Annotated in this window: 16 protein-coding genes and 1 tRNA gene; 11 read left to right on the forward strand and 6 right to left on the reverse strand. The window is 51.5% G+C overall.

Annotation, left to right across the window (positions count from 1 at the left end; genetic code table 11):
* The first annotated feature begins 155 nt into the window (after window positions 1–155).
* From tgt to R3B84_10615, 7 genes are all read left to right on the forward strand, one after another.
* Window positions 156–1,265, forward strand: a complete 1,110-nt coding sequence (gene tgt / locus R3B84_10585) for a tRNA guanosine(34) transglycosylase Tgt (GenBank protein ID MEZ6141007.1) — start codon at window positions 156–158, stop codon at window positions 1,263–1,265.
* A gap of 31 nt (window positions 1,266–1,296) precedes the next feature.
* Window positions 1,297–1,680: a preprotein translocase subunit YajC gene (gene yajC / locus R3B84_10590; protein ID MEZ6141008.1), complete on the forward strand. Its 384-nt coding sequence runs from the start codon at window positions 1,297–1,299 to the stop codon at window positions 1,678–1,680.
* A gap of 67 nt (window positions 1,681–1,747) precedes the next feature.
* Window positions 1,748–4,984, forward strand: coding sequence for a protein translocase subunit SecD (gene secD, locus R3B84_10595; GenBank protein ID MEZ6141009.1), 3,237 nt, complete (start codon window positions 1,748–1,750; stop codon window positions 4,982–4,984).
* 366 nt (window positions 4,985–5,350) lie between these two features.
* The gene (gene priA / locus R3B84_10600) at window positions 5,351–7,627 is read left to right on the forward strand and encodes a primosomal protein N' (GenBank protein MEZ6141010.1); all 2,277 of its coding nucleotides are present in this window, start codon (window positions 5,351–5,353) and stop codon (window positions 7,625–7,627) included.
* 142 nt (window positions 7,628–7,769) lie between these two features.
* Window positions 7,770–8,390 (forward strand): TetR/AcrR family transcriptional regulator, encoded by a 621-nt coding sequence (locus R3B84_10605; GenBank protein ID MEZ6141011.1) that lies wholly within the window; start codon window positions 7,770–7,772, stop codon window positions 8,388–8,390.
* 42 nt (window positions 8,391–8,432) lie between these two features.
* Entirely contained in the window at window positions 8,433–8,912 is a 480-nt protein-coding gene (locus R3B84_10610) for a VOC family protein (GenBank protein ID MEZ6141012.1), read from the forward strand.
* 34 nt (window positions 8,913–8,946) lie between these two features.
* Window positions 8,947–9,258 (forward strand): SRPBCC domain-containing protein, encoded by a 312-nt coding sequence (locus R3B84_10615; protein MEZ6141013.1) that lies wholly within the window; start codon window positions 8,947–8,949, stop codon window positions 9,256–9,258.
* A gap of 51 nt (window positions 9,259–9,309) precedes the next feature.
* On the opposite strand, the gene R3B84_10620 is transcribed toward R3B84_10615, so the two are convergent.
* Entirely contained in the window at window positions 9,310–9,735 is a 426-nt protein-coding gene (locus R3B84_10620; GenBank protein MEZ6141014.1) for a hypothetical protein, read from the reverse strand.
* Window positions 9,736–10,086: 351 nt separating this feature from the next.
* Window positions 10,087–10,872 carry an ATP-binding protein gene (locus tag R3B84_10625; protein MEZ6141015.1) on the reverse strand — a complete coding sequence of 262 codons (786 nt, stop codon included), beginning with the start codon at window positions 10,870–10,872 and terminating at the stop codon, window positions 10,087–10,089.
* 484 nt (window positions 10,873–11,356) lie between these two features.
* On the opposite strand from R3B84_10625, the gene R3B84_10630 reads away from it, so the two are divergent.
* Entirely contained in the window at window positions 11,357–11,932 is a 576-nt protein-coding gene (locus R3B84_10630; protein MEZ6141016.1) for a DNA-deoxyinosine glycosylase, read from the forward strand.
* 105 nt (window positions 11,933–12,037) lie between these two features.
* Here the strand turns inward: R3B84_10630 and R3B84_10635 are convergent, their stop codons facing one another.
* The 3 genes from R3B84_10635 to R3B84_10645 all read right to left on the reverse strand — a co-directional run bounded on the left by R3B84_10635 (window position 12,038) and on the right by R3B84_10645 (window position 16,193).
* Entirely contained in the window at window positions 12,038–12,430 is a 393-nt protein-coding gene (locus R3B84_10635) for a hypothetical protein (protein ID MEZ6141017.1), read from the reverse strand.
* Window positions 12,431–12,560: 130 nt separating this feature from the next.
* Window positions 12,561–14,465, reverse strand: a complete 1,905-nt coding sequence (glgB, locus tag R3B84_10640) for a 1,4-alpha-glucan branching protein GlgB (GenBank protein MEZ6141018.1) — start codon at window positions 14,463–14,465, stop codon at window positions 12,561–12,563.
* A 336-nt stretch (window positions 14,466–14,801) separates the two neighbouring features.
* Window positions 14,802–16,193 (reverse strand): neutral/alkaline non-lysosomal ceramidase N-terminal domain-containing protein, encoded by a 1,392-nt coding sequence (locus R3B84_10645; GenBank protein MEZ6141019.1) that lies wholly within the window; start codon window positions 16,191–16,193, stop codon window positions 14,802–14,804.
* Window positions 16,194–16,322: 129 nt separating this feature from the next.
* On the opposite strand from R3B84_10645, the gene R3B84_10650 reads away from it, so the two are divergent.
* The 3 genes from R3B84_10650 to R3B84_10660 all read left to right on the forward strand — a co-directional run bounded on the left by R3B84_10650 (window position 16,323) and on the right by R3B84_10660 (window position 18,999).
* Window positions 16,323–17,450 carry an altronate dehydrogenase gene (locus tag R3B84_10650; GenBank protein MEZ6141020.1) on the forward strand — a complete coding sequence of 376 codons (1,128 nt, stop codon included), beginning with the start codon at window positions 16,323–16,325 and terminating at the stop codon, window positions 17,448–17,450.
* 115 nt (window positions 17,451–17,565) lie between these two features.
* Window positions 17,566–18,789 carry a Gfo/Idh/MocA family oxidoreductase gene (locus R3B84_10655; protein MEZ6141021.1) on the forward strand — a complete coding sequence of 408 codons (1,224 nt, stop codon included), beginning with the start codon at window positions 17,566–17,568 and terminating at the stop codon, window positions 18,787–18,789.
* Between the two features lie 136 nt (window positions 18,790–18,925).
* A tRNA-Asp gene (locus R3B84_10660) sits at window positions 18,926–18,999 on the forward strand.
* Between the two features lie 658 nt (window positions 19,000–19,657).
* On the opposite strand, the gene R3B84_10665 is transcribed toward R3B84_10660, so the two are convergent.
* Window positions 19,658–20,509 carry a hypothetical protein gene (locus tag R3B84_10665; protein ID MEZ6141022.1) on the reverse strand — a complete coding sequence of 284 codons (852 nt, stop codon included), beginning with the start codon at window positions 20,507–20,509 and terminating at the stop codon, window positions 19,658–19,660.
* Window positions 20,510–20,714: the final 205 nt, after the last annotated feature.

Raw genomic sequence — 20,714 nt, forward strand, 5'->3', positions numbered from 1 at the left:
TAGACATCTGCAAGAATGGCATTTCAATCAAGTACATTTCTCATTTTGCTTTCATTTTTGTCCTAATTTCCACCTATAAATCACAAACCGTGGGGCACATATTGCACGTGGGGCGGAACTTGTAAAATGCAGATCACTTACATGTAATGTTCTTCATGACCAAAATATTTGAACTGCTTCAGGCAGAAGGCCGGGCTCGTCGTGGGCGGATTTCGCTGGCACATGGTACGGTAGAAACCCCCATCTTCATGCCCGTGGGCACCCAGGGCACTGTGAAGGGCCTCACCACCGATATGGTGCGTGCGTGCCACGCCCAGATTATTCTTGGAAATACCTACCACCTGGCGTTGCGACCAGGGGATGAATTAATCGCCGAACTGGGTGGACTGCACCAATTCATGAACTGGCAATGGCCAATTCTGACTGATTCTGGTGGTTTTCAGGTATTTAGCCTGGCAAAAATCCGCAATATCAGCGACAAAGGTGTACAATTTCAGTCACATATCGACGGAACTATCCTGGATCTCACTCCGGAACGTGCGATGCACATTCAGCAGAACCTGGGTTCCGATATCGCCATGGTGCTGGATGAATGCCCACCTGCAGATGGGACGGAAGCAGTCATTCGGGAGGCGATGGCTCGCACGGTGCGATGGGCAGAACGATGCCGGAATTATCCGCAACATCCTGCCCAGCAAGTATTTGCAATTGTTCAGGGTGCCACCAACGTGGACTGGCGGCGTGCATGTGCCGAGCCACTGATTGAAATGGATTTTCCCGGCTATGCCCTGGGGGGTTTCAGTGTGGGTGAAGCACCGGAAGAGATGCACCGGGTGCTCCCAGCATGTGCCGATCTGCTGCCCACAGAAAAGCCACGTTATCTGATGGGTGTGGGCAGGCCGCAGGATTTATTGGAAGGAGTTGCGGCAGGAATTGACATGTTCGACTGCGTGATGCCCACCCGCAATGGGCGAAATGCCAGTGGATTTACCGCAGATGGGCCGATTCGGATGAAGAACGCCTGCCACCGGCGAGATCCCCGCCCAATCGAGTCCGATTGCGATTGTTACACTTGTGAACATTACAGCCGGGGGTATTTGCACCATTTATTTCAGGCAGATGAGATGCTTGGCCCCACGTTGCTGTCGATTCACAACATCCGATACTACCTGCGGCTGATGGAACAGTGCCGCACCGCCATTGAAGGGCAAGTGTTTGACAAGTTCTATCGGGAATGCCTTGCCCGATGGTCTGATGCATCCTAGACTAGGCATTTGCTAAATTGCGACGAGAAAGATGATATATCACCTATTGTTCTCCTTATTTCTGTTTGCTGATGCTGCCGCACCACCTGCGGAAGGCGCTCCAAAGGCAGGCCCCCCTGGGCTGTTAAGCAATCCTCTGCTCCCACTATTGTTTGTTGGGATCATGATGATTTTCTTCTTCCGTTCCGGTTCGAAGCAGCGAAAACAGTTGCAGGAAACGCTCAACAACATGAAGCGTGGTGACCACGTGGTTACCCGTGGGGGCATTATTGGCACTGTTGTCAGCATTAAAGAAAATGAAGACGAAGTGACCATTAAAACAGACGAATCTTCGAACTCGCGGGTGCGGGTACTCAAAAGTTCAATCATCCAGGTCAAAACTGGTGATACCGTGGTGGGCGATACCAAAGCGTAAGTTAGCGGAAACATTTATTCGAATGGCTCGTCGGTAGGGATATCCGACGGAATGTTACAGGTGTTCAATGCGACGTTCTTTTCTTTCCAGGACGATCATTTGTTTAATTCCGACCATCATTGCGGCCTTTCTGGTCGGCAGAGCTTACATCCGAGACCCGGAAGGCTTCAGCGGTTTTAAACGCGGGATCGATCTGTCCGGTGGAACAATTCTGGTCTACGAAGTGGATCAGGAATTATCCAAAATCAATCAAAGCGGGCCTGATGATGGCGAACGCGCCAAAGCAGACTCGAAATTGGCCGATGCGTTGAAACGCCGAATCGACCCATTCGATAAAGAAGCGATCATCATTCGCCCATTGGGTGAAACGCGGATCGAAATCATCCTTCCTACAGGTGGGAGTACCGTCCAGCGGAAGGGCGATAAGCAGGCTCTCAGCACGGGTCGGATTGATGAAATCAAACGCACCATCAGCGAAGTGGGTAGCCTGGAGTTCCGCATTCTGGCAAACACCACCGACGATGCAGAAGCGATTCGTGAAATTGAGGAATTTCTGGCAGATGAAGCCAACGCTGATCTGTTAAAGGATCGTGCGAAGGCTGGATTGCCCCCACCACTGCCTCAGCGGTCTCCCGAAAATGCCAACCTGGTGCTGAATGAACCTGTCCGTTACGAGTGGGTGGAACTTGGCCAGCACGTTCGGATGGATATGGGGTTAAGTGAAGTCTACCCAGGTACCGGTCGCCAAGGCGATCAACGAGCAACATTCAAAGCCGATCGCTTGTCAAATCGCTTGCACCGCAAGTTCGTGAACAGCGAAAAAGGCACTTCGGAATCGGTTTATTACAGCCGCGATACAGTTTTCGCACGCCCGGACAACAAGAAACCAGGCGATACGGCAGAAGCAGCAACCAAACGGAAAGTGGTTGATTATTTTGTCCTTACTCGCGTTTCTCCCAAAGACCGCCTGCTGGTGGGGGGCGATGTCACAATCACTGCCACCCGCTCGCTGGATCAAGCAGCCAATCCAATCCTGAATTTCGCGTTTAACAGTCGCGGAGCGGATCGATTCTTTGAAATTACCTCACGCAATGCCCCCACCAGTAAATCTGGTTCGGGTACCATTCGCGAGTTAGGGATTATTCTGGACGGTTACCTGATTTCATCACCCACTATTAATGAAGGGATTCGTGAACAGGGCCAGATCAGTGGTAGCTTTACCACGGAAGAAGTGGACCGTATGGTCACGCTGTTACGGTCTGGTGCATTACCCGCCTCCCTGAAACCACTGCCAGTCAGCGAAAACACCATTGGACCAACCCTGGGTGCTGATACCATTCGCAGTGGAACACGGGCCGTGGGGATTGCTTTTGCTGCCGTTCTGGTATTTATGGTGATCTACTACCGCTTTGCGGGTGTCGTTGCCACGATCGCTTTGTTGGCCAACTTACTGCTGACCATTGGATTTATGGTGGGAGTGGATGCCAGCTTTACCCTGCCTGGCCTGGCAGGGATTGTGCTGATGTTGGGGATGGCAGTCGATGCCAACGTGCTGATTTATGAACGAGTTCGTGAAGAACGCGACCGCGGGATGACACTGCAAACAGCCATCCGGAACGGGTATGATCGGGCGTTCCCAACGATTATTGACACCCACCTTGCCAGTATTTTTACCGCAATCGTGCTTTACGTTGTGGGGAACGACCAACTGAAAGGGTTCGGGGTCAGTTTGACGGTGGGTCTGGTCATCAGCCTGTTTACCTCACTGTACATGACCCGACTGTTCTTCGATTTCTGGATGGATCGCAAATGGTTAACCCAATTGGCGATGCTGAAACTGTTCAGCCGACCCAATATTGGCTTCATGAAGATTCGCAAACAGATGTTCATGGCCACTGCGATCTTTACCCTGGTAGGACTTAGCCTGTTTCTGTTCCGTGGTCAACGCGGCTTAAACGTGGACTTTGTTGGGGGAACCGCTTATGGTGGTCAGTTGAGCGAACCCGTCGACATCGGCACCTTACGGGATCGTCTGTCTGAAAAACGCCAGCAGGAAAAACTGGCAATTAAAGAAGTTCGCGAAACCACTGACCCGAGCGGTAAGCTGCGGAACGCTTACGAAATTGAATACACCGATGGCCAGCGCACCATCATTGCCCTGGCAAACGCTCCCGAAGGGAACACCAAAGAAGAGCGGGAAGCAGCAGTGAAAGCTCGTGCTTCGGTACTGGCTGACTGGTCGGTGGAGCAGATCTTTACCAAAGATTCCTCTACCTTTGAATCGAAGTTCTTTACAGTACGCAGCACAGAACGCGAACCAGAGATTGTTCAATCGGCAATTACCCGCCTGATGACGAACGATGAAGGCAAAACACTGCTGAACCAGACCCAGTGTACCGTCAAACAGGATGGGGATAGCTGGATACTTGAATTCAGCACCCCTGTGTCGAAGAGCTTCATCATTACCCAGTTAGAGCGCCAGTTCCAGAAAGAACTGACTGACTACATCGCCAGCGATGTTTTTGATGTAGTCGTCGATGAAGCGAACAGCACCAACGGCCAGTATTCCTCTGCCCGAGTCAACATCATTAAAGATGCCAACGAGGGGATTGCGAATCTGGTTGCTGCGGAAAATGGCTTAAAGAATGTTTTTGAGGCAGTCAGCAAGGAAATTACCAGCAAGCCACTTCCAGAACGTCTGGAAACGTTCGACGGTACCCTTGCCAGCGAAACCCGTTCGCGAGCGTTGTATGCTATTCTGGCCAGCTGGATTGCAATTCTGCTGTACCTCTGGTTCCGTTTTGGTAACTGGACATTCGGTGCGGCAGCCGTGATCTGTCTGATCCATGACCTTTGCTTTGCACTGGGTGCAATCGCGATCTGCCATTACGTGCACGATACGATGATTGGTCAGGTGCTGGGCCTGCAGGACTTCAAGATCGACCTGCCCACCGTGGCAGCCTTGCTGACCCTGGTTGGGTACTCGGTGAACGATACGATTGTGGTGTTCGACCGGATCAAGGAAGTGCGGGGTAAAAATCCTGCACTCACCGAGCAGATGATCAATGACAGCGTGAATCAGACTCTTTCCCGTACGGTTCTGGCTGCATTCACAACCTTCCTAGTGGTGTTTGTGCTCTACGCCTTCGGTGGGGATGGTGTTCACCTGTTTGCCTTTGTGATGGTGGTCGGGATCGTTGTGGGTACATACTCTTCGATCTACATCGCCAGCCCACTGTTGCTGCTGTTCGGCGAAGGGAAGGCAGCCAATCAACAATTAGCAAACCAAGCCGCTAACGGCTGATATGCTGATCGGAAGTAGATTTTTCTGCCCAGCCCACCATTTTTTTCAACCGACCTTCCCATCTGATTCCAGGTGGGGTAATCTCAAAACCTGATTGTATGGGTGAAAATGCCCATGCTACGATAAGCTTCTTGTAACACGTGCGTCTCGCACGTGAGTTACCAACATGGGCGAGGACGCCCATGCTACGATAAGCTTCTTCGTAACACGTGCGTCTCGCACGTGAGTTGCCAACATGGGCGAGGACGCACAGGTTACAAAATCGAACGACTTTTCGATGATCGGTCAATAGTTGACGCGTCATCTATCCGCCATTTTGGTGGGTATCGTTCGGACATTCTTCACCACCTGTTCATAATAACTGTGATGGAGTTATTTCACACTGACGAACCGACAGAACCTGCCAGCACCACCACATTTGTGGATGTGGTGCTGGATCGTCCACTCGATCACCCATTCTGTTATTCTGTTCCAGCCGAAATCCAGCCCCACCTGGCAGTGGGGAAACGGGTAGAAATCCCGTTCGGACGTGGGGATCGCACCACCGTGGGCTATATTGTGGGAATTCACAACAAACCACCTGCCATGGGAACCAAAGCGGTGCAGCGTGTCATCGATGATGAAGCACTGCTCACCGACCGGTTGTTGCGTCTGACCCGCTGGATGGCAGACTATTACGTGTGCAGTTGGGGAACGGTGCTACAGGCAGTCCTTCCCGCAGGAGTGCGGGATTATTCCGGCACCCGCACCGCAGCGTTTGTGCAGGCAATGCCAGAAGCAGAACGCCCCCAGCCACTGCCCAAACTAACCACCAAGCAGCAGGCCACCTGGGAGTTGATTCTCGATTCGCCAGACGGAATCTCCATCAAAGATTGCTGCCAGAACGCTAAAGTGGGGCCCGCAGTCATTCAATCGCTGCTGGCAAAGGGCCTGATCCATAAGTTCACCGAACGGGTGGAAAATGTGGATGAAGAGCCAACCCATCAGCCCACGGCCGCACCCCTGGTGTTGAATCCCGACCAGGAACGAGTCTGGCAGGCAATTCAACGTGCCATCCAACAGAACGATTTTCAGCCGCTTCTACTGCATGGTGTCACTGGGTCTGGTAAAACGGAAGTGTATCTGCAGGCGATTGAAGAAGTGCTGCGGCAGGGCAAAGAAGTCATTGTGCTGGTGCCGGAGATTTCACTTACACCACAGACGATCGAACGCTTCCGTGGGCGGTGTGGGTCGATTGCCGTAATGCACAGCAACCTGACCGATCGGGAACGTGGCAACTACTGGCGGAAAATTGCCAACGGTCAGGTTCAGGTGGTGGTTGGGGCACGCAGTGCCATTTTTGCCCCCACCAAAAATCTGGGCCTGATTGTCATTGATGAAGAGCACGAATCGACGTTTAAGCAGGAAAGCACTCCACGTTATCATGGGCGGGATGTTGCGGTGATGCGGGCCAGACTGGAAAACATTCCCATTATCATGGGGTCGGCCACACCATCTCTCGAAAGCTGGGCCAACTCGGAACGGGGTCAGTACGTGCGGCTATCGCTGCCCAACCGCGTGGCAGAGCGGGCCATGCCACCCGTGCGTCTGATCGATATGCGATACGAACCTCGCCGCAAAGGTTTTTTTCGGGCAATTTCCCCCACCCTTGAAACGGAAATGCAGCACACCCTGCGTGGGCAGGGTCAGGTGATATTACTGCTCAATCGACGTGGTTTTGCCACCTATATTCACTGCCCGTCGTGCGGCTACGTAGCGGGCTGCCCCCACTGTGACCTGACCTTAACCTTCCACCGTTGTCGAAATCTGGTGATGTGCCACTTCTGTGGCCACGAAGAGGTGCCAGAAAAACAGTGCAATGCCTGCGGCCAGACCGCCATGCTTTTTCAGGGGCTGGGCACCGAAAAATTGCAGTTGGAAGTGGAAGAACTGTTTCCCAACCATCCCGTAGCCCGCATGGACAGCGATACGATGCACCGGCCCGGTGCCCACCAGCAGACGCTGGAAAGTTTTCGCAAGCACGAAACCCACATTCTGCTGGGCACGCAAATGATCGCCAAAGGGCTCGATTTCCCCAACGTGACCCTGGTGGGGGTGATCAATGCCGATGCCAGCCTGCACATGCCCGATTTCCGTGCAGGTGAACGCACCTTCCAGTTGCTGGCTCAGGTAGCAGGTCGGGCGGGACGTGGAGACCGGCCTGGTCAGGTGCTGATCCAGACCTACACGCCGGAACATCCCAGTATCGCCTGTGCGGCCCACCACGATTATCTGAAATTTGTGGCCCACGAAATTGCAGAACGGCAGCAGCACAGCTACCCACCTTTTCAGCGATTGGTGCGGCTGATTATTCGAAGCAAAAAAGAAGAAAGTGCCCGCGAAACTGCAGAACAACTGGCGGGTGCGTTTGAAAATGCGATCAGACGGATGAAGGAACGCCCCACTCCACCTGCGGGGGTGCGGATTCTGGGGCCGATGGAGGCACCGGTGTATCGTCTGAACGATTATTTTCGCTTCCACTTTCAACTGCAGTCCCGCAGTGCATCCGTGCTGCACGAATTACTGACCGAAGTCACTGCGGTAGTGCGTCCCACGTCGACCGTGGAATACCAGATTGATGTGGACCCGTACAACATGCTCTGATACTTGTATGGATATCGGTGTTCCACGTGGAACATTTTCAATGATTGCACGAATGTTTGATTGAGATAGTTTTTTCTATCAATTGTCACAAGTTTCATTTTGCCAAGCTTGAAAAATACCAACTAGTTGGTATGTTATTGTGATGGCAGCAAAACGTGGTGACGATACCAGAGTACGCATTCTGAATGCCGCACTTGGGGTGTTCCGGCAACAAGGTTACTCGGCAACGACAGTGGATGACCTCTGCCGTGCCAGCGGAGTGACCAAGGGTGCCTTTTTCCACCACTTCGAAAGTAAGGAAGCCGTGGCATTGGCCGCGATCGAATACTGGAACCACTTTACAGGGGTTCTCTTCGAGAATGCACCATACTGGCAAGTGGAAGATCCCCGTGCGAGGTTGCTGGCTTACCTCGACTTCCGGGCAGAGTTAGTTCAGGGTGATCTGGCCGAGTTCACATGCCTGCTTGGAACACTCGTGCAGGAAACCTTTGCCAGCCACCCTTCGTTGCGGGCAGCTTGTGGTATTGGCGTTGCGAGCCATGCTGCCACGCTCGTTCCGACAATTGAGGCGGCCAAGGCTCTGTATGCACCTGATGCCGATTGGGATTCAGATAGTTTGGCACGTTATACGCAAGTCGTTTTGCAAGGTGGCTTCGTTCTGGCCAAGGCGTTCGATCAGCGGCAAACCGTGCTTGATGCGGTCAACCATTTGAAGCGATATGTGGAACAGCTTTTACCGAAGGCATTTGCTGCGGATAGTTAGATGTTGAATATGAAACCAAATAACTAACAGGATTTAATGAAAATGACAATTCCCAAGAACATTATTTGCTTATGGTACGACAAAGAAGCCGAAGCTGCGGCCCGTTTCTATGCCAGCACGTTTCCTGATAGCAAAGTGGGTGCGATTCATCGCTCCCCTATGGATAACCCTGGCAACAAGGCGGGTGATGTTCTGGTCGTGGAGTTCACTGTATGCGGCATCCCGTGCATTGGACTGAATGGTGGACCGATCTTCCCGCATACCGAGGCATTCTCATTTCAAATCGCCACCGACACGCAGGAAGAAACAGACCGCTATTGGAACGCCATCGTGAGCAATGGTGGTGCTGAAAGCGAATGTGGCTGGTGCAAAGATCGCTGGGGTGTCAACTGGCAAATTACCCCACGAGTGCTGACCGAAGCGATAGCTGCCGGAGGGGAAGAAGCCAAGCGAGCCTTTGCTGCAATGATGACGATGAAGAAAATCGACGTTGCGACAATCGAAGCAGCTCGAAAAGGCTAACAACAAATCCACTGCAACCTTTAGAGGAGAATTCATGGCTCAAAGCAAACCAATCACAATCGAAATCGTTGTCCCCGTACCAGCCGCAGTGGCATGGCGTGCCTATACCTCTCCCGAGGCGATTACACAATGGAACCAGGCATCACCCGATTGGCACTGTCCTTCGGCAGAAGTTGACTTACGCGTTGGTGGACGGCATGTCGCCCGCATGGAAGCACGCGATGGCTCTTTTGGTTTCGATTTCGCCGCCACAATCGAAGAAATGGAAGAACCCCACGTGCTGACGCTGCGACTGGACGATCGCCTTGTACGCACAAGTTGCCGTTGGGATCGCAAGTCACAGTAACGGGTTAGCATTCTGTGAATTGCTGTTCATGGAGAAGTGGCATAAGTAACGCTATTCCAAAGCTTCGGGACAAAAATGCCACCAACGGACGTCTTTCATCCGTTCAAAAAGATCGTCGTCTCCTTTGATGATTCCTAGCCCCTCAGACTGAAGAACTTTGGCAACTGCGTTCACGGTTGCTGAGACTGTCTCCGGCGTATTAACCATCCTGTCACCGAGGTTTTTCTCAAGGGCAGGATTGGCCAACTTGAGAAAGAGTGTAAAAGAATACCTTTCTTGCATACCCAGACGGCCAAAATTAATGTAGACTTCGCAATCGTTAAGGCCGTGCAGCATTTCGATATAAACCGCCTTTGACTCGTACCGAACCTGAAGGTCAGAAGCAGTAATGGCGAAAAAGCCGTGATCCTTGACCAAGAACGCCAGGGCGTCCTGGGCCTCAACACGAAAACGTAAATCGCTTCTGGCTTGTGTCATACCTACTTCCTCGGCAGGTTCCAGAACCCGGTTTCTGGGTCGAACTTCCAACCATTCTGCATAAGGAACTCACGTTTCTTTTGTACATAACCTCCCATTTGCGTTGGCGGATGGGCTTGCACTCTTGCATTGCGATTCTTAGGCCAGCTTCGTACTCAGCCCAAGTGATTGGCCGATTAGCTAACAACGTTCACACCAACTGATACAGGCTCTCGTGTCTGTACAATCTTCGATGCCGAAACTACCAATTCAGAAGAACTGCAACGCACCGGCTGGCAGGCGATCCTCGATAGTTTTGCTGCTTATGCGGTGAGAACACAAGGATTGTAATCAGGTTGTTTGCCGTTTCCATCATTCAACAATATTGTCTGCCTTCTCTTCCGGTGCTTCCAGTGCCAGGGGCAGTTTGACTGTGAAGGTGCTGCCTTTGCCCACGACGCTTTCTACCCGCATCCTTCCCTGGTGCTGCTCAATAATCTGCTTACAGACGCTTAAACCCAGGCCGGTCCCACCGTGGCCTTGCGAATCGGGCGTTTTTGTGGTGTAGAACGGTTCAAAAATCTTGCGAAGTTGCTCCGGGGCAATGCCTACGCCGTTGTCGGCAATGCGAATTTCTGCCATGCCAGCGGCACGGTTTTCGCGAATATCGATTCGTAATTGCCCACCAGTATTCATTGCCTGCCGGGCATTAATAATCAGATTCATGATAATCTGTTCAATTTGCCCCACAATAACTGGGGCAATCGGCCGATGGTGGTAGCGTTTTTCGACGCGAATACGGTGCTTCTGCAGATCTTTCGCCGTTAACGTAAGCAGGTTTTCTACCAGATCCACCAGATCGGTGGGGGTGCGTTCCTGCGAACGCTGTCTGGCGAACCCGAGCATCCCACTGATGATGTGGGCAGCACGCTGGCTGGCCTGCATGATTTTGTCGTACGGCAGGCGATCCGCTTCCGACTTGGTTTGCTTCATCCCCAGCTTGGCATAATTCATGATGGTGGTGAGGATGTTGTTAAATTCGTGGGCCACACTGGACGCAATTTCTCCCACACTACTCAGCCGTTGTGCCTGCAATAACTGCTGACGCAGCACTTCCAGCTCTTCATTGGTGTTGGGTAAGGCTTCCATCGTCATCATCGAGCGTCTCCCAGCGGTTCCCAAGGGCGAAATGGGTGTTAAGACCCACACGAATTCATCGGATCGTGGTCGGCAGCACTTCATTGCATTCTTTGGAGTTGACTGCAAAAAACGCGCACCTTTTTTCGAGTGGAATGAACTCTTTCCCCAGCTTACGCGACTTGCCAATGGTGGAAAAAACCTGGGTAGCACAGGTAAGTGGTAACGAAATGAGAATCTGATGAGAATGCGGGTCTTCGATACCGGAGACGCACCGTTTGAGGAGAGCCTCAGGTGAAATTTTTCATATTTACTCCCTCGCAGCCCGAAACTGCGAATCTACCAGTACAAAAACTGGCAATAATGCCACTATATACTAAAATACACTTGAGCCTGTTTTATTCCTGAAATTCTGGATAAAATTGATTCAAATTCGCATTTTTCCTGCGTAAGTTATTACCAATAAAGAACTTGTGAAAATAAATTTTTTGGTGCCTAACAGCGGTTGAGGCAGCAATCGCTTCGAAATCCCCACCATGAAGTCTGCTACTTCGTGGGCCTGACAACGATTTGTGTGTTCATCCATAGTTTCCCACCGATCGCACAGGAATCAGCGAATCGTCTGATTCTGGGATCAATGCCAGGCAAGGCTTCGCTGGCAGCGAACCAGTATTACGCCCACCCACGGAATATATTTTGGCCACTGATCTGTTCGATTCTCGATATCAAAGCCGATTCGTATGAAACGCGGTGCCAGGGGTTGCTGCAATGCCGCATTGCCTTGTGGGATGTTCTGAAGAGTTGCACCAGAAGCAGTAGCCTGGATGCTGATATCGATGAATCTTCGATCGTCCCGAACGATTTCGGCACCTTTTTGACTGTCCACTCCGGTATTGAAGTGATCTTTTTTAATGGTGCGATGGCCGAAAAGATGTATCTTCGCAATGTTCTGCCGCACCTGCCCGAACAGCTTACTGGGATTCGCCTGGTGCGTTTACCATCCACCAGTCCCGCAAATGCGTCAATTTCCTATGAAGAAAAACGCATGACCTGGCAGCAGGTGCGTGCTGAAACTGAGTAACACATTGGAAAGCAATTGGATCCTTCAGAGCCCAAACTGAACATGCGTTAATCACCGATCAAATTACTCGAAAGCTACACTGTATAGCTGGATCTGTAAAATATGTTATGGAATTACGAGATATCCCGAAAAAAACACGGTTGTATGCTCTGTCCAGTATATCCCAACAATTATGTCTTTCCTGTGATTGCTTGTTTGGTTATTCCAGTAAACGACTGTTTTGGCTGCAACCAATGGGGAATCAAATGGACCATAGCCATCAACCATTATCAACCCTACTAACAAACTAAACTTTGATGCGTCTGCTTCACTGTTCGTATTAATTCTGGCATAGACACCGACTTTTACTTCCACTTTATCCGGAGAATGCCCTTCAACAATAGCTTCCCCAATTCTCTTAACCAACAGCTTATCTGATATGTCTTCGGCTTGTGCACTGGTGATCAAGAGAATTGCTGGTGACAGAAACACGAACGGCAAAAACTTTCTGGTCATCATACTACTCTGCGTTATTCGATTTTGATGTTAGTTAATTTCGTCACGGTAAGCAACACATGCATAGATAAAATGCACTCATCCAGTTCAAAAGATAAACCGAACTGCGGTTATGGTAATCGATCAAAATATCCTAATTTCCCTTGAAAAAGACCACGCTTAGTGGGGGGAGGGTTAGATTTAAGGAGTACGGGCGGCCATTCCAGCTAATCGACTGTGCGGTCATGCCACCCGAATTCCCCTGGCCGCTGCCCCAGTAAACTGTGGCATCGCTGTTCAGAATTTCCTGCCAGAAACCGCCGTAAGGCACTCCCACGCGGTAATTAGTTCGCACAATTGGGGTGAAATTGCACACCACCACAATAATGCGGCCATCGTCACCCAGCCGCATAAAGCTGTAAACGCTAGAGCCAGCGTCACTTGCGTCAATCCACTCGAAGCCACCATTGTGGCAGTCCCGCTGGTGCATCGCTGGTTCCTTGCGATACATCGCATTCAAATCAGTGATCCAGCGTTCCACCCCCGCGTGGGGCGGGTAATTCCGTTGGTGCCATGGCAGGCTTTCATCGTGTTTCCACTCATCCCATTGACCCCACTCGGCACCCATGAAGAGCAGTTTTTTGCCCGGCTGACCATACATATAGCCGTATAAGGCTCGCAGATTGGCGAATTTCTGCCAGTCGTCGCCAGGCATTTTGCTCAACAGGGAGTGTTTGCCATGCACCACCTCATCGTGGGACAGTGGCAGAACAAAATTTTCGCTGAAGGCATAAATCGTGCGGAAAGACAATTCATTCTGGTGGAACGTGCGGTGAATTGGATCGCGGGCGAGATATTTCAGCGTATCGTGCATCCAGCCCATGTCCCATTTCAGGCCGAAACCCAGCCCACCTGTCGAGGTGGGGCGGGAAACCTGCGACCAGGCTGTCGATTCTTCGGCAATGGTTTGAACGTCCGGAAATTCGCGGTAGACCACTTCATTAAAAGTTCTTAAGAAACTGATCGCTTCCAGATTTTCGTTCCCACCGTAGACGTTGGGGATCCACTCGCCCGACTTGCGGGAGTAATCCAGGTAGAGCATCGATGCCACCGCATCCACCCGCAGACCATCGAAGTGGTATTCTTCGAGCCAGAAAATGGCACTGGAGAGCAGGAAGGAACGCACTTCGTGGCGGCCGTAATTGAAAATTACGCTGCCCCAATCGGGATGATATCCCTGCCGGGGGTCAGCGTGTTCATAGAGGTGGGTGCCATCAAAAAATGCGATGCCATGTTCATCATTCGGAAAATGGCTTGGCACCCAGTCCAGAATCACGCCAATTCCGTGCTGGTGCAGGTAATCGATGAAAAATTTCAGATCGGTGGGGGTGCCGTAGCGGCTGGTCGCAGCAAAAAAGCCCGTTGTCTGATAACCCCACGAACCGTAAAAGGGGTGCTCCGTAATGGGCATCAATTCCACGTGGGTGAAGCCCGTTCGCTGGATATGCTCCACCAGTTTTTCTGCCATCTGGCGATAGTTCAGAAAATTGCCGTCTGCATCCCGCTGCCACGAACCCAGGTGCAGCTCGTAAATGCTCATCGGCGCTTTTAAGTCGTTATTCTGCCCACGGTTACGCATCCAGGACTGGTCCTGCCATTCGTAAGTCAGGTCTGCCACCACGGAGGCAGTTTTCGGTGGCAATTCGCTGGAAAATGCAAATGGGTCCGCTTTCTGGACCTCATAACCATTTGTGTGGGATTTGATGTAGTACTTGTACAGCGTTCCCACGGTAATTTCGGGCAGGAAACCAGCCCAGATCCCAGATGACCCCACCGGTTTCAGTGGGTGACTATTCGTATTCCAGAAATTAAAATCGCCAAGCACACTGACCCGCTCCGCACCGGGGGCCCAAACAGCAAAGTGCGTCCCCACCACGCCATTCTGGGTCATTGGGTGGGCACCCAGTTTTTGAAACAGCCGATAGTGCGTGCCTTCATTGAACAGATAAAGATCGTGATCGCCGAGCAACATGCGAGAAGGGTCGCTGGGTACAGTCATTGGCTACTTTTCAGAAAAATCTGATCCAAAGAAATCAAATTGTTTTTATAGGGTTTTTTCGAAAGGTGGCGTTCAAAACAAATTCCAGCTGCTCACACTGGCGCTCGTTTTTTTCGAAGTGTTTTCTTTGCGACATGGCGGCTTGACGTGCAATCTTCAGAAAAAACGTGGTAACTTGGTGGACGATGAAGCAAACTTCGCAAGGAAGGGAGAGCAAAATGGATTCCCGCGTTCGCGGGAATGACGGTATTCAGGTGGTCATCGGATTACTGGTGTTACTTCAAGTCTTTCGCCCTGGATTCCCGCCTTCGCGGGAATGTAGGCGAACGACGGTGATTATTTTCCCTGAACCAGGTCGGCAAAAGTCTGGGCAATAATGCCTGCTGCATCTGGTCCCACACTGTTTTCTTCGCCATACTGGTCTTTTTTGCGGTTGTAACAATACGGTGCTGCTTTATCCCACTGGCATTTGGGGATCAGATAGCCGATTTCATCATTGCCCAGCCCAATTAATAAACGATGTTTACTTTTCAATTGCCCGAAGATACTCGGTTCGATCGGTGCGGTGGGAAAATCGGCATTGGCGTCTGCAGGGTCCTGCACCTTGCCCAGCACCAGTTCCGGATAGATTTCACCAGGAATCACCGCAATTTCCACATCGCCCAGTTTCAAGTAGCCCACTTCTGTTTTCACTGCGGCAGGGTTGGTCAGGTTTTTCGAAATCTCGGCATTTTCAATGGAAGTGGTTTTCTTCCAGACAAACATCTGGCGTTTCAGTACCCCGACACGCCAGCCCAACTTGTAAAGTTCGTTCTCTACGGGCACCAGCACTTTCTTGCTTCTGGCCAATAGGGGAGTCAATGTGACAGGTTCGGCACTTTCCACTGCTTTCATCGCCACATCTGCCACCGCCAGCCCAAACAGTTCGGTTTTCTCCCACGTGCCATCTTTTAGTTCAACACCCTGCTTATTTTTGATCGGCACGTCTAATGAAGTCAGCAGTCCCCCCACGGTGCCGGTGAAGTACACCACCGGACAGCCATATTTTTTCTGCAAGGCGGTAACGGTATAGCCCACGTAATCTGCGGTGAGTTCGGTGTTTTTGGACGCCATCGTTTCCGGGTGGCAGTTCCATTGCACCATCAAGCCGATTGGTTTGTCTGTTTTGCCCAGAAATTGCAGCACATACAGATCATCGTGCTTGATGTATGGCTCGCGGTTATCCGTCAACAGTTCCGGTGCGGCCTTTTTGCCAATCTGGCAACGTGCGGGTTGCAGATTCGCTTCCGCCTGCTGAATCACTTTCACTATTTTCTCATTAAGAATTCTCATATATGCGGGGTCAACGCCCGATTTGAAAGGACTGCTGCCCCACAAACCCAGCGTATCCGGCCCTTCATGATTGTGGGTGGCAGAAACTCCAACGTACGTATAACCTTTCAACTGCTTGCGGACATCCAGCACAAATTCGTGAAACAGGCCCACCACATCGACAGAAACCAACGCTATTTTGCTGGTGCCATCATCCAGTACAATCGCTCGCGCCATGATCGGATCGTGCACTTTGTTGGCCCGCCGATTCATGCCAAAACCAGCCACATAAACTGGTGTCTGATCGCTGATGGTGGGGGTGACATCCACTTCCGCCAGCCCCACCTTCAAGGTGTCTGCAGCAGAGAGCAATTGCGTGATTCCCAGCAGAATAATGACCACTAATGTGCGAGGCATCTTCTTCCCTACCCAATCGAAGTGAATACGTATGATGACAGTATATTTTTCTAGCGTGGGGGTGGGACCAGAAAGCAGCCTGCCCACCACATATTGTGGGAATGTGCTATTCCATTGGGTGGGAAACGTATGCTTGCGACAGAGTCGATTTTGCAGTTCGGTGCGGGGCGATTTTTTCGTGCCATCGCCGATTTCTTTGTGCACCAGGCCCGCGAAGAAGGCCAGGCGATCGGCAAAATTGCTGTCGTGCAGTCAACCGGTGATGATCGGGCGAAAATCCTGAACGATCAGGGTGGGAAGTACCACGTGATTACCCGTGGGCTGGAAAATGGCCAGATTATTGACCGCATCGATGAAGTGGCCAGCATCAGCAGGGCCATTGTTGCCAGCGATCAGTGGGGCGAAGTCCTGAAAATTGCACAGTCCAGCGATCTGGCGTACATTCTTTCCAATACCACGGAAGCGGGGTATACACTGGACCCCAACGATTCCCTGGAAAGTGCACCACCGGCCTCTTTTCCGGCCAAACTGCTGCACGTGCTTTACCAGCGATTTCAGGCCGGTTTGCCACCCGTTACCGTCATTCCGTGCGAACTGATCGAAGGCAACGCACGGATTTTGAAAGGAATTGTGCTCGAACTGGCAACCAAGTGGGGCCTGCCAGCACCATTCCTGACCTGGGTAGGTGATGAAACCCCCTGGTTGAACACATTGGTCGACCGGATTGTGTCCGGTACGCCGAAAGATCATCCATTGCTGGCCACCGACCAAATGGTCACCGTGGCGGAACCATTTGCGTTCTGGGCGCTGGAAAACCACCCCAAGGCGGGGCCGTTTATTTCGCACCCGGCCATTACCAGAACTGACCGCGTCGAGCCTTATTTTCTTCGCAAGGTGCGTATTTTGAATGCAGCCCACACGGCACTGCTGATCCGTGCTGTCCCACGTGGGTTTAAAATTGTGCGAGATGCCGTTAACGATCCGGAACTGGGGCAGTGGCTGGAAAATCTGTTGTTCGGCGAAATTGTGCCCTGTTTAGGCGACCGAGTTGATTTGGGTAAAGAATTTGCCCGCCAAACGATTGAACGGTTCAAAAATCCGTTCCTGGACCACAAATTCAGCGATATTGCCTTGCACCATGCATCGAAGGTCGAAATCCGCCTGCGAACCACTGCAGGGGAATATCTGCAGAAGTTTTCCACCCAGCCCCCACTGCTGACCCAGGTGCTGGAAGAAAATGAATCTTTGAAAATGTAATAATATTGCAATATTGCAAACAATTCGGCATTCAGTTACCATGTTGTTTTTCTCGTAGGATTCTGCCCCCACGTGGGGTACAATCAAGCCACTTTCAGGTAAGGAATCAACCAACATGGAAACCTCTCGCAGACATTTTCTTCTTTCCAGTGGTGCGGCTGTCGGCAGCATCGTTGCCACACAGACCTCGTTCGGTGCCAGCGATACCATTCAGATCGGCTGTATTGGCACGGGTGGGCGGTGTCGCCGGTTAATGCAATCGGTCAATCAGGTCAAAGGCGTGCAGATTACCGCACTGTGCGACGTTTGGGAAGTTGCCCGCAACGAAGCAAAAAAACTGGCTCCAAATGCTGTGGTTTACGACGATTTCAATGAATTGCTGGCCAGCAAAAATGTCGATGCGGTGGTGATTGGTTCGCCGGATCACTGGCACGTTCCGATGACGATTGCCGCACTGAAGGCGGGCAAAGATGTGTATGTGGAAAAGCCACTGACCCACAGTCTTGCGGAAGGAAAAGCGATTCTGGACACGTTGAAGGCCCACCCACAGATCGTGCAGGTGGGCACCCAGCAACGCAGCATGCCCCACATTCAGGAAGCGAAACAGCTGGTGGAAGCGGGCAAAATTGGCGAGGTGTTGAAAGTAACCATGAGCTGGAACCGCAACACCGATCGAATTCGCCGGTTTAAAGATCTGGCGAAACTGGAACAGGTGAACTGGAAAGCGTTTCTGGGCAACGCACCCGACCAGAAGTTTGATGACTACCGGATGCGGAACTGGCGCTGGTTCTGGGATTTTGGTGGGGGTATCTTTACCGATTTGATGGTGCACTGGGTGGATGTCGCCCACTGGATTCTGAATGTGGAATCGCCCGTGAAGGCAGTCAGTCTGGGCGAGCATGTCGCCAGCAAGGGCGTATGGGAAACGCCGGACACCGTGCAGACGATCCTGCAATACCCCAACCAGTTGCAGATGCACTTTGAAGGCACTTTTTCGAACGCACGTCATGGTGCACGTATTGAGTTCATGGGGCGAGATGCCACCCTGTATATCGATCGTGGGGGCTATATTCTGACGCCAGAGCGAAATCGCAAGATTGAGCCCAGCGAAAAGATCATCGGCAAAGGCCCACGTGGGGCCGATTTTTACAACGAACCAGATGGGGAACTGCTGCACATTCAGAACTGGGTGGATTGTATACGTTCGCGAAAACAGCCCACAGCACCCATTTCAGGTGGGGTTCACTCGGCCAACGCAGCCCACCTGGCAAACGAGGCACTCCGAAAAGGCGGGGTAGCAACGTGGGAACCGGAGATGAAGCCGAAATCCAGCGAATAAATCGCAATATTCCGAATTGGCGATATTAGAATATCAGGTGTAATAGCGATTTTTGGCAAAATCACCCCGCGGTTGGAAAATTCTTGCGAACCACTTATTGCCAGAAACGCTCCATTAAATATCATTGATTTTCTAAGGGGACGTAGCTCAATTGGTTAGAGTACCGGACTGTCGATCCGGTGGTTGCGGGTTCGAGTCCCGTCGTCCTCGTTCAGAGCACACCACATTATTTCCAAATTGCCCACAAATCAAGCATTGTTTTCCAATTCACGCTTTCCGGCACAATAACTGATCGGTAGAGAACAGTCCAGCTGTCCCAAAAACATCAAAGTGTTGACGGATGCATCAACAACCGTCACTCCCGCGCAAAGTGGCAACGACATCCTAGACACCTTGCGCAAGCGATAAGCAAATACATCGTGTAGCTACAACGACACCGTGACCTCGAACGGTGGCCCCGAGTGGTGTGGTTCCCATCCAACTGACCGCGCTTTTTGGATGGCCGCTGCGACCTCGGACGGGTGGATATGGGTTGCCGCGATGTTCTGGTCGGTGCTGAGGACAAGTACCGCCCCCGGCTGATCAGCCGCCTGAACGACGATGCGGAGACCGGGTGACAACTCCCTCGCGATCCAGCGGTATGGCACCTGGTCTACACAAATTCGACGGGTGCCCTTTTTAGCGATCCCCACACAAACCTCCTCAGCCGATCGAGTCTGCGATTAGCAGTCGAGAAAGTGGATTACGACTCCAATATCTTACTAAAGTGAGTGCCAGCCGTAACCGTAAGTTTACCCTGAATCGCGATTGACGTTTATCTGCTGGCTAAAACTTGGAGGCAACCCACGGTAGCCAAGAACTATTGATTTCAGACCCCATCCGATCCGCCGCTCTGATTCACCGCATTATTCGTCACATTTTTAGGGACGGACGCGTCAACGGTGAGATTGTCGATACTTCCATCCGCAATCCCGTCAAGCACGGTGCGTGGAACTTCGAACGACCAAACATCTCCCTTGTCCAAATGGTAAGAAAACAGATAAATGTCACGGCGACGGTTAAGACGCCCGCCGCACAGGGAGCCAATCTGGATCGCATCATCGAAATCGATGTTCTCATCTGGGTCATTGGCAACTGCGGAGAGATACTCGCAAACTTCTTGCATGTCCGATTTCAGCTCTGGAGTAACGACGACTCTCATTTCCACGAGATGTCGTTCGATTTGTTTTCGAGCAGTCATTTGTGATGGAAATTCCGTGATCTCGGAATCCGGCGTACCAAGACGAAAGTCAATATGTTCGGACAATCTTTTCCGGTCGAAAAATGCACGGATCGCCTTGATTGCAAATATCGGTTCGACAAAGCTATCGTCTCTTGCGGAAAGTTGGCGTGACAAACCCGCGAATGAACGACTGCCATCGGAGTACGATGATGCGTACGAAACCAAACAGTCATTTGGGCCAGCCGCAAGAGACAGCATTACCATTCCGTTGTTGGTAACGACCAGAAGACGCTTTTCGTCACCGCGAACAAGCAGAAATGGATCATGGGATTTGTCGGTAACTGCTTCACCGTAAAACTTGGTGAATGCTGCGAAGTCTGCGTCTTTACTCAGCAGTGTTTTACCTCGGTATATTTGCATAGGTGTTTGAGTAGTGAACGGTCCGCGGTTGAGCAGTCGCGGATTGCTTAAAAAGCGATTGCTGCTCCAATCGCCCACTTCGATCGCAGTGAACCGTAATTTTAGTCTATCCTGAATTGCAGGCCGGTTAAGTCATCTTCTGACATGCCAACGTAGGAATTGAAGGTTGATTGCATGTCTGGTTGGCAATCTGGGCAGGTTAGGCAGGTGATAGAAGATCGTCTTTCGCCCGCCGATCAGGAGAAAATTGCGAACTTTTTTTCGCGAACCACTTGCTGATTGA

Origin of the sequence: Zavarzinella sp., from assembly GCA_041399155.1 — a bacterium.
GTDB lineage: Bacteria > Planctomycetota > Planctomycetia > Gemmatales > Gemmataceae > JAWKTI01.

Coding starts and splice junctions, on each gene's coding strand:
- R3B84_10615 (MEZ6141013.1), top strand. CDS start 8,947: ATGGCTCAAAGCAAACCAATCACAATCGAAATCGTTGTCCCCGTACCA.
- R3B84_10645 (MEZ6141019.1), bottom strand. CDS start 16,193: ATGCCTCGCACATTAGTGGTCATTATTCTGCTGGGAATCACGCAATTG.
- tgt (MEZ6141007.1), top strand. CDS start 156: ATGACCAAAATATTTGAACTGCTTCAGGCAGAAGGCCGGGCTCGTCGT.
- priA (MEZ6141010.1), top strand. CDS start 5,351: ATGGAGTTATTTCACACTGACGAACCGACAGAACCTGCCAGCACCACC.
- R3B84_10625 (MEZ6141015.1), bottom strand. CDS start 10,872: ATGATGACGATGGAAGCCTTACCCAACACCAATGAAGAGCTGGAAGTG.
- yajC (MEZ6141008.1), top strand. CDS start 1,297: ATGATATATCACCTATTGTTCTCCTTATTTCTGTTTGCTGATGCTGCC.
- R3B84_10650 (MEZ6141020.1), top strand. CDS start 16,323: ATGCTTGCGACAGAGTCGATTTTGCAGTTCGGTGCGGGGCGATTTTTT.
- glgB (MEZ6141018.1), bottom strand. CDS start 14,465: ATGACTGTACCCAGCGACCCTTCTCGCATGTTGCTCGGCGATCACGAT.
- R3B84_10605 (MEZ6141011.1), top strand. CDS start 7,770: ATGGCAGCAAAACGTGGTGACGATACCAGAGTACGCATTCTGAATGCC.
- R3B84_10655 (MEZ6141021.1), top strand. CDS start 17,566: ATGGAAACCTCTCGCAGACATTTTCTTCTTTCCAGTGGTGCGGCTGTC.
- secD (MEZ6141009.1), top strand. CDS start 1,748: ATGCGACGTTCTTTTCTTTCCAGGACGATCATTTGTTTAATTCCGACC.
- R3B84_10620 (MEZ6141014.1), bottom strand. CDS start 9,735: ATGACACAAGCCAGAAGCGATTTACGTTTTCGTGTTGAGGCCCAGGAC.
- R3B84_10610 (MEZ6141012.1), top strand. CDS start 8,433: ATGACAATTCCCAAGAACATTATTTGCTTATGGTACGACAAAGAAGCC.
- R3B84_10635 (MEZ6141017.1), bottom strand. CDS start 12,430: ATGATGACCAGAAAGTTTTTGCCGTTCGTGTTTCTGTCACCAGCAATT.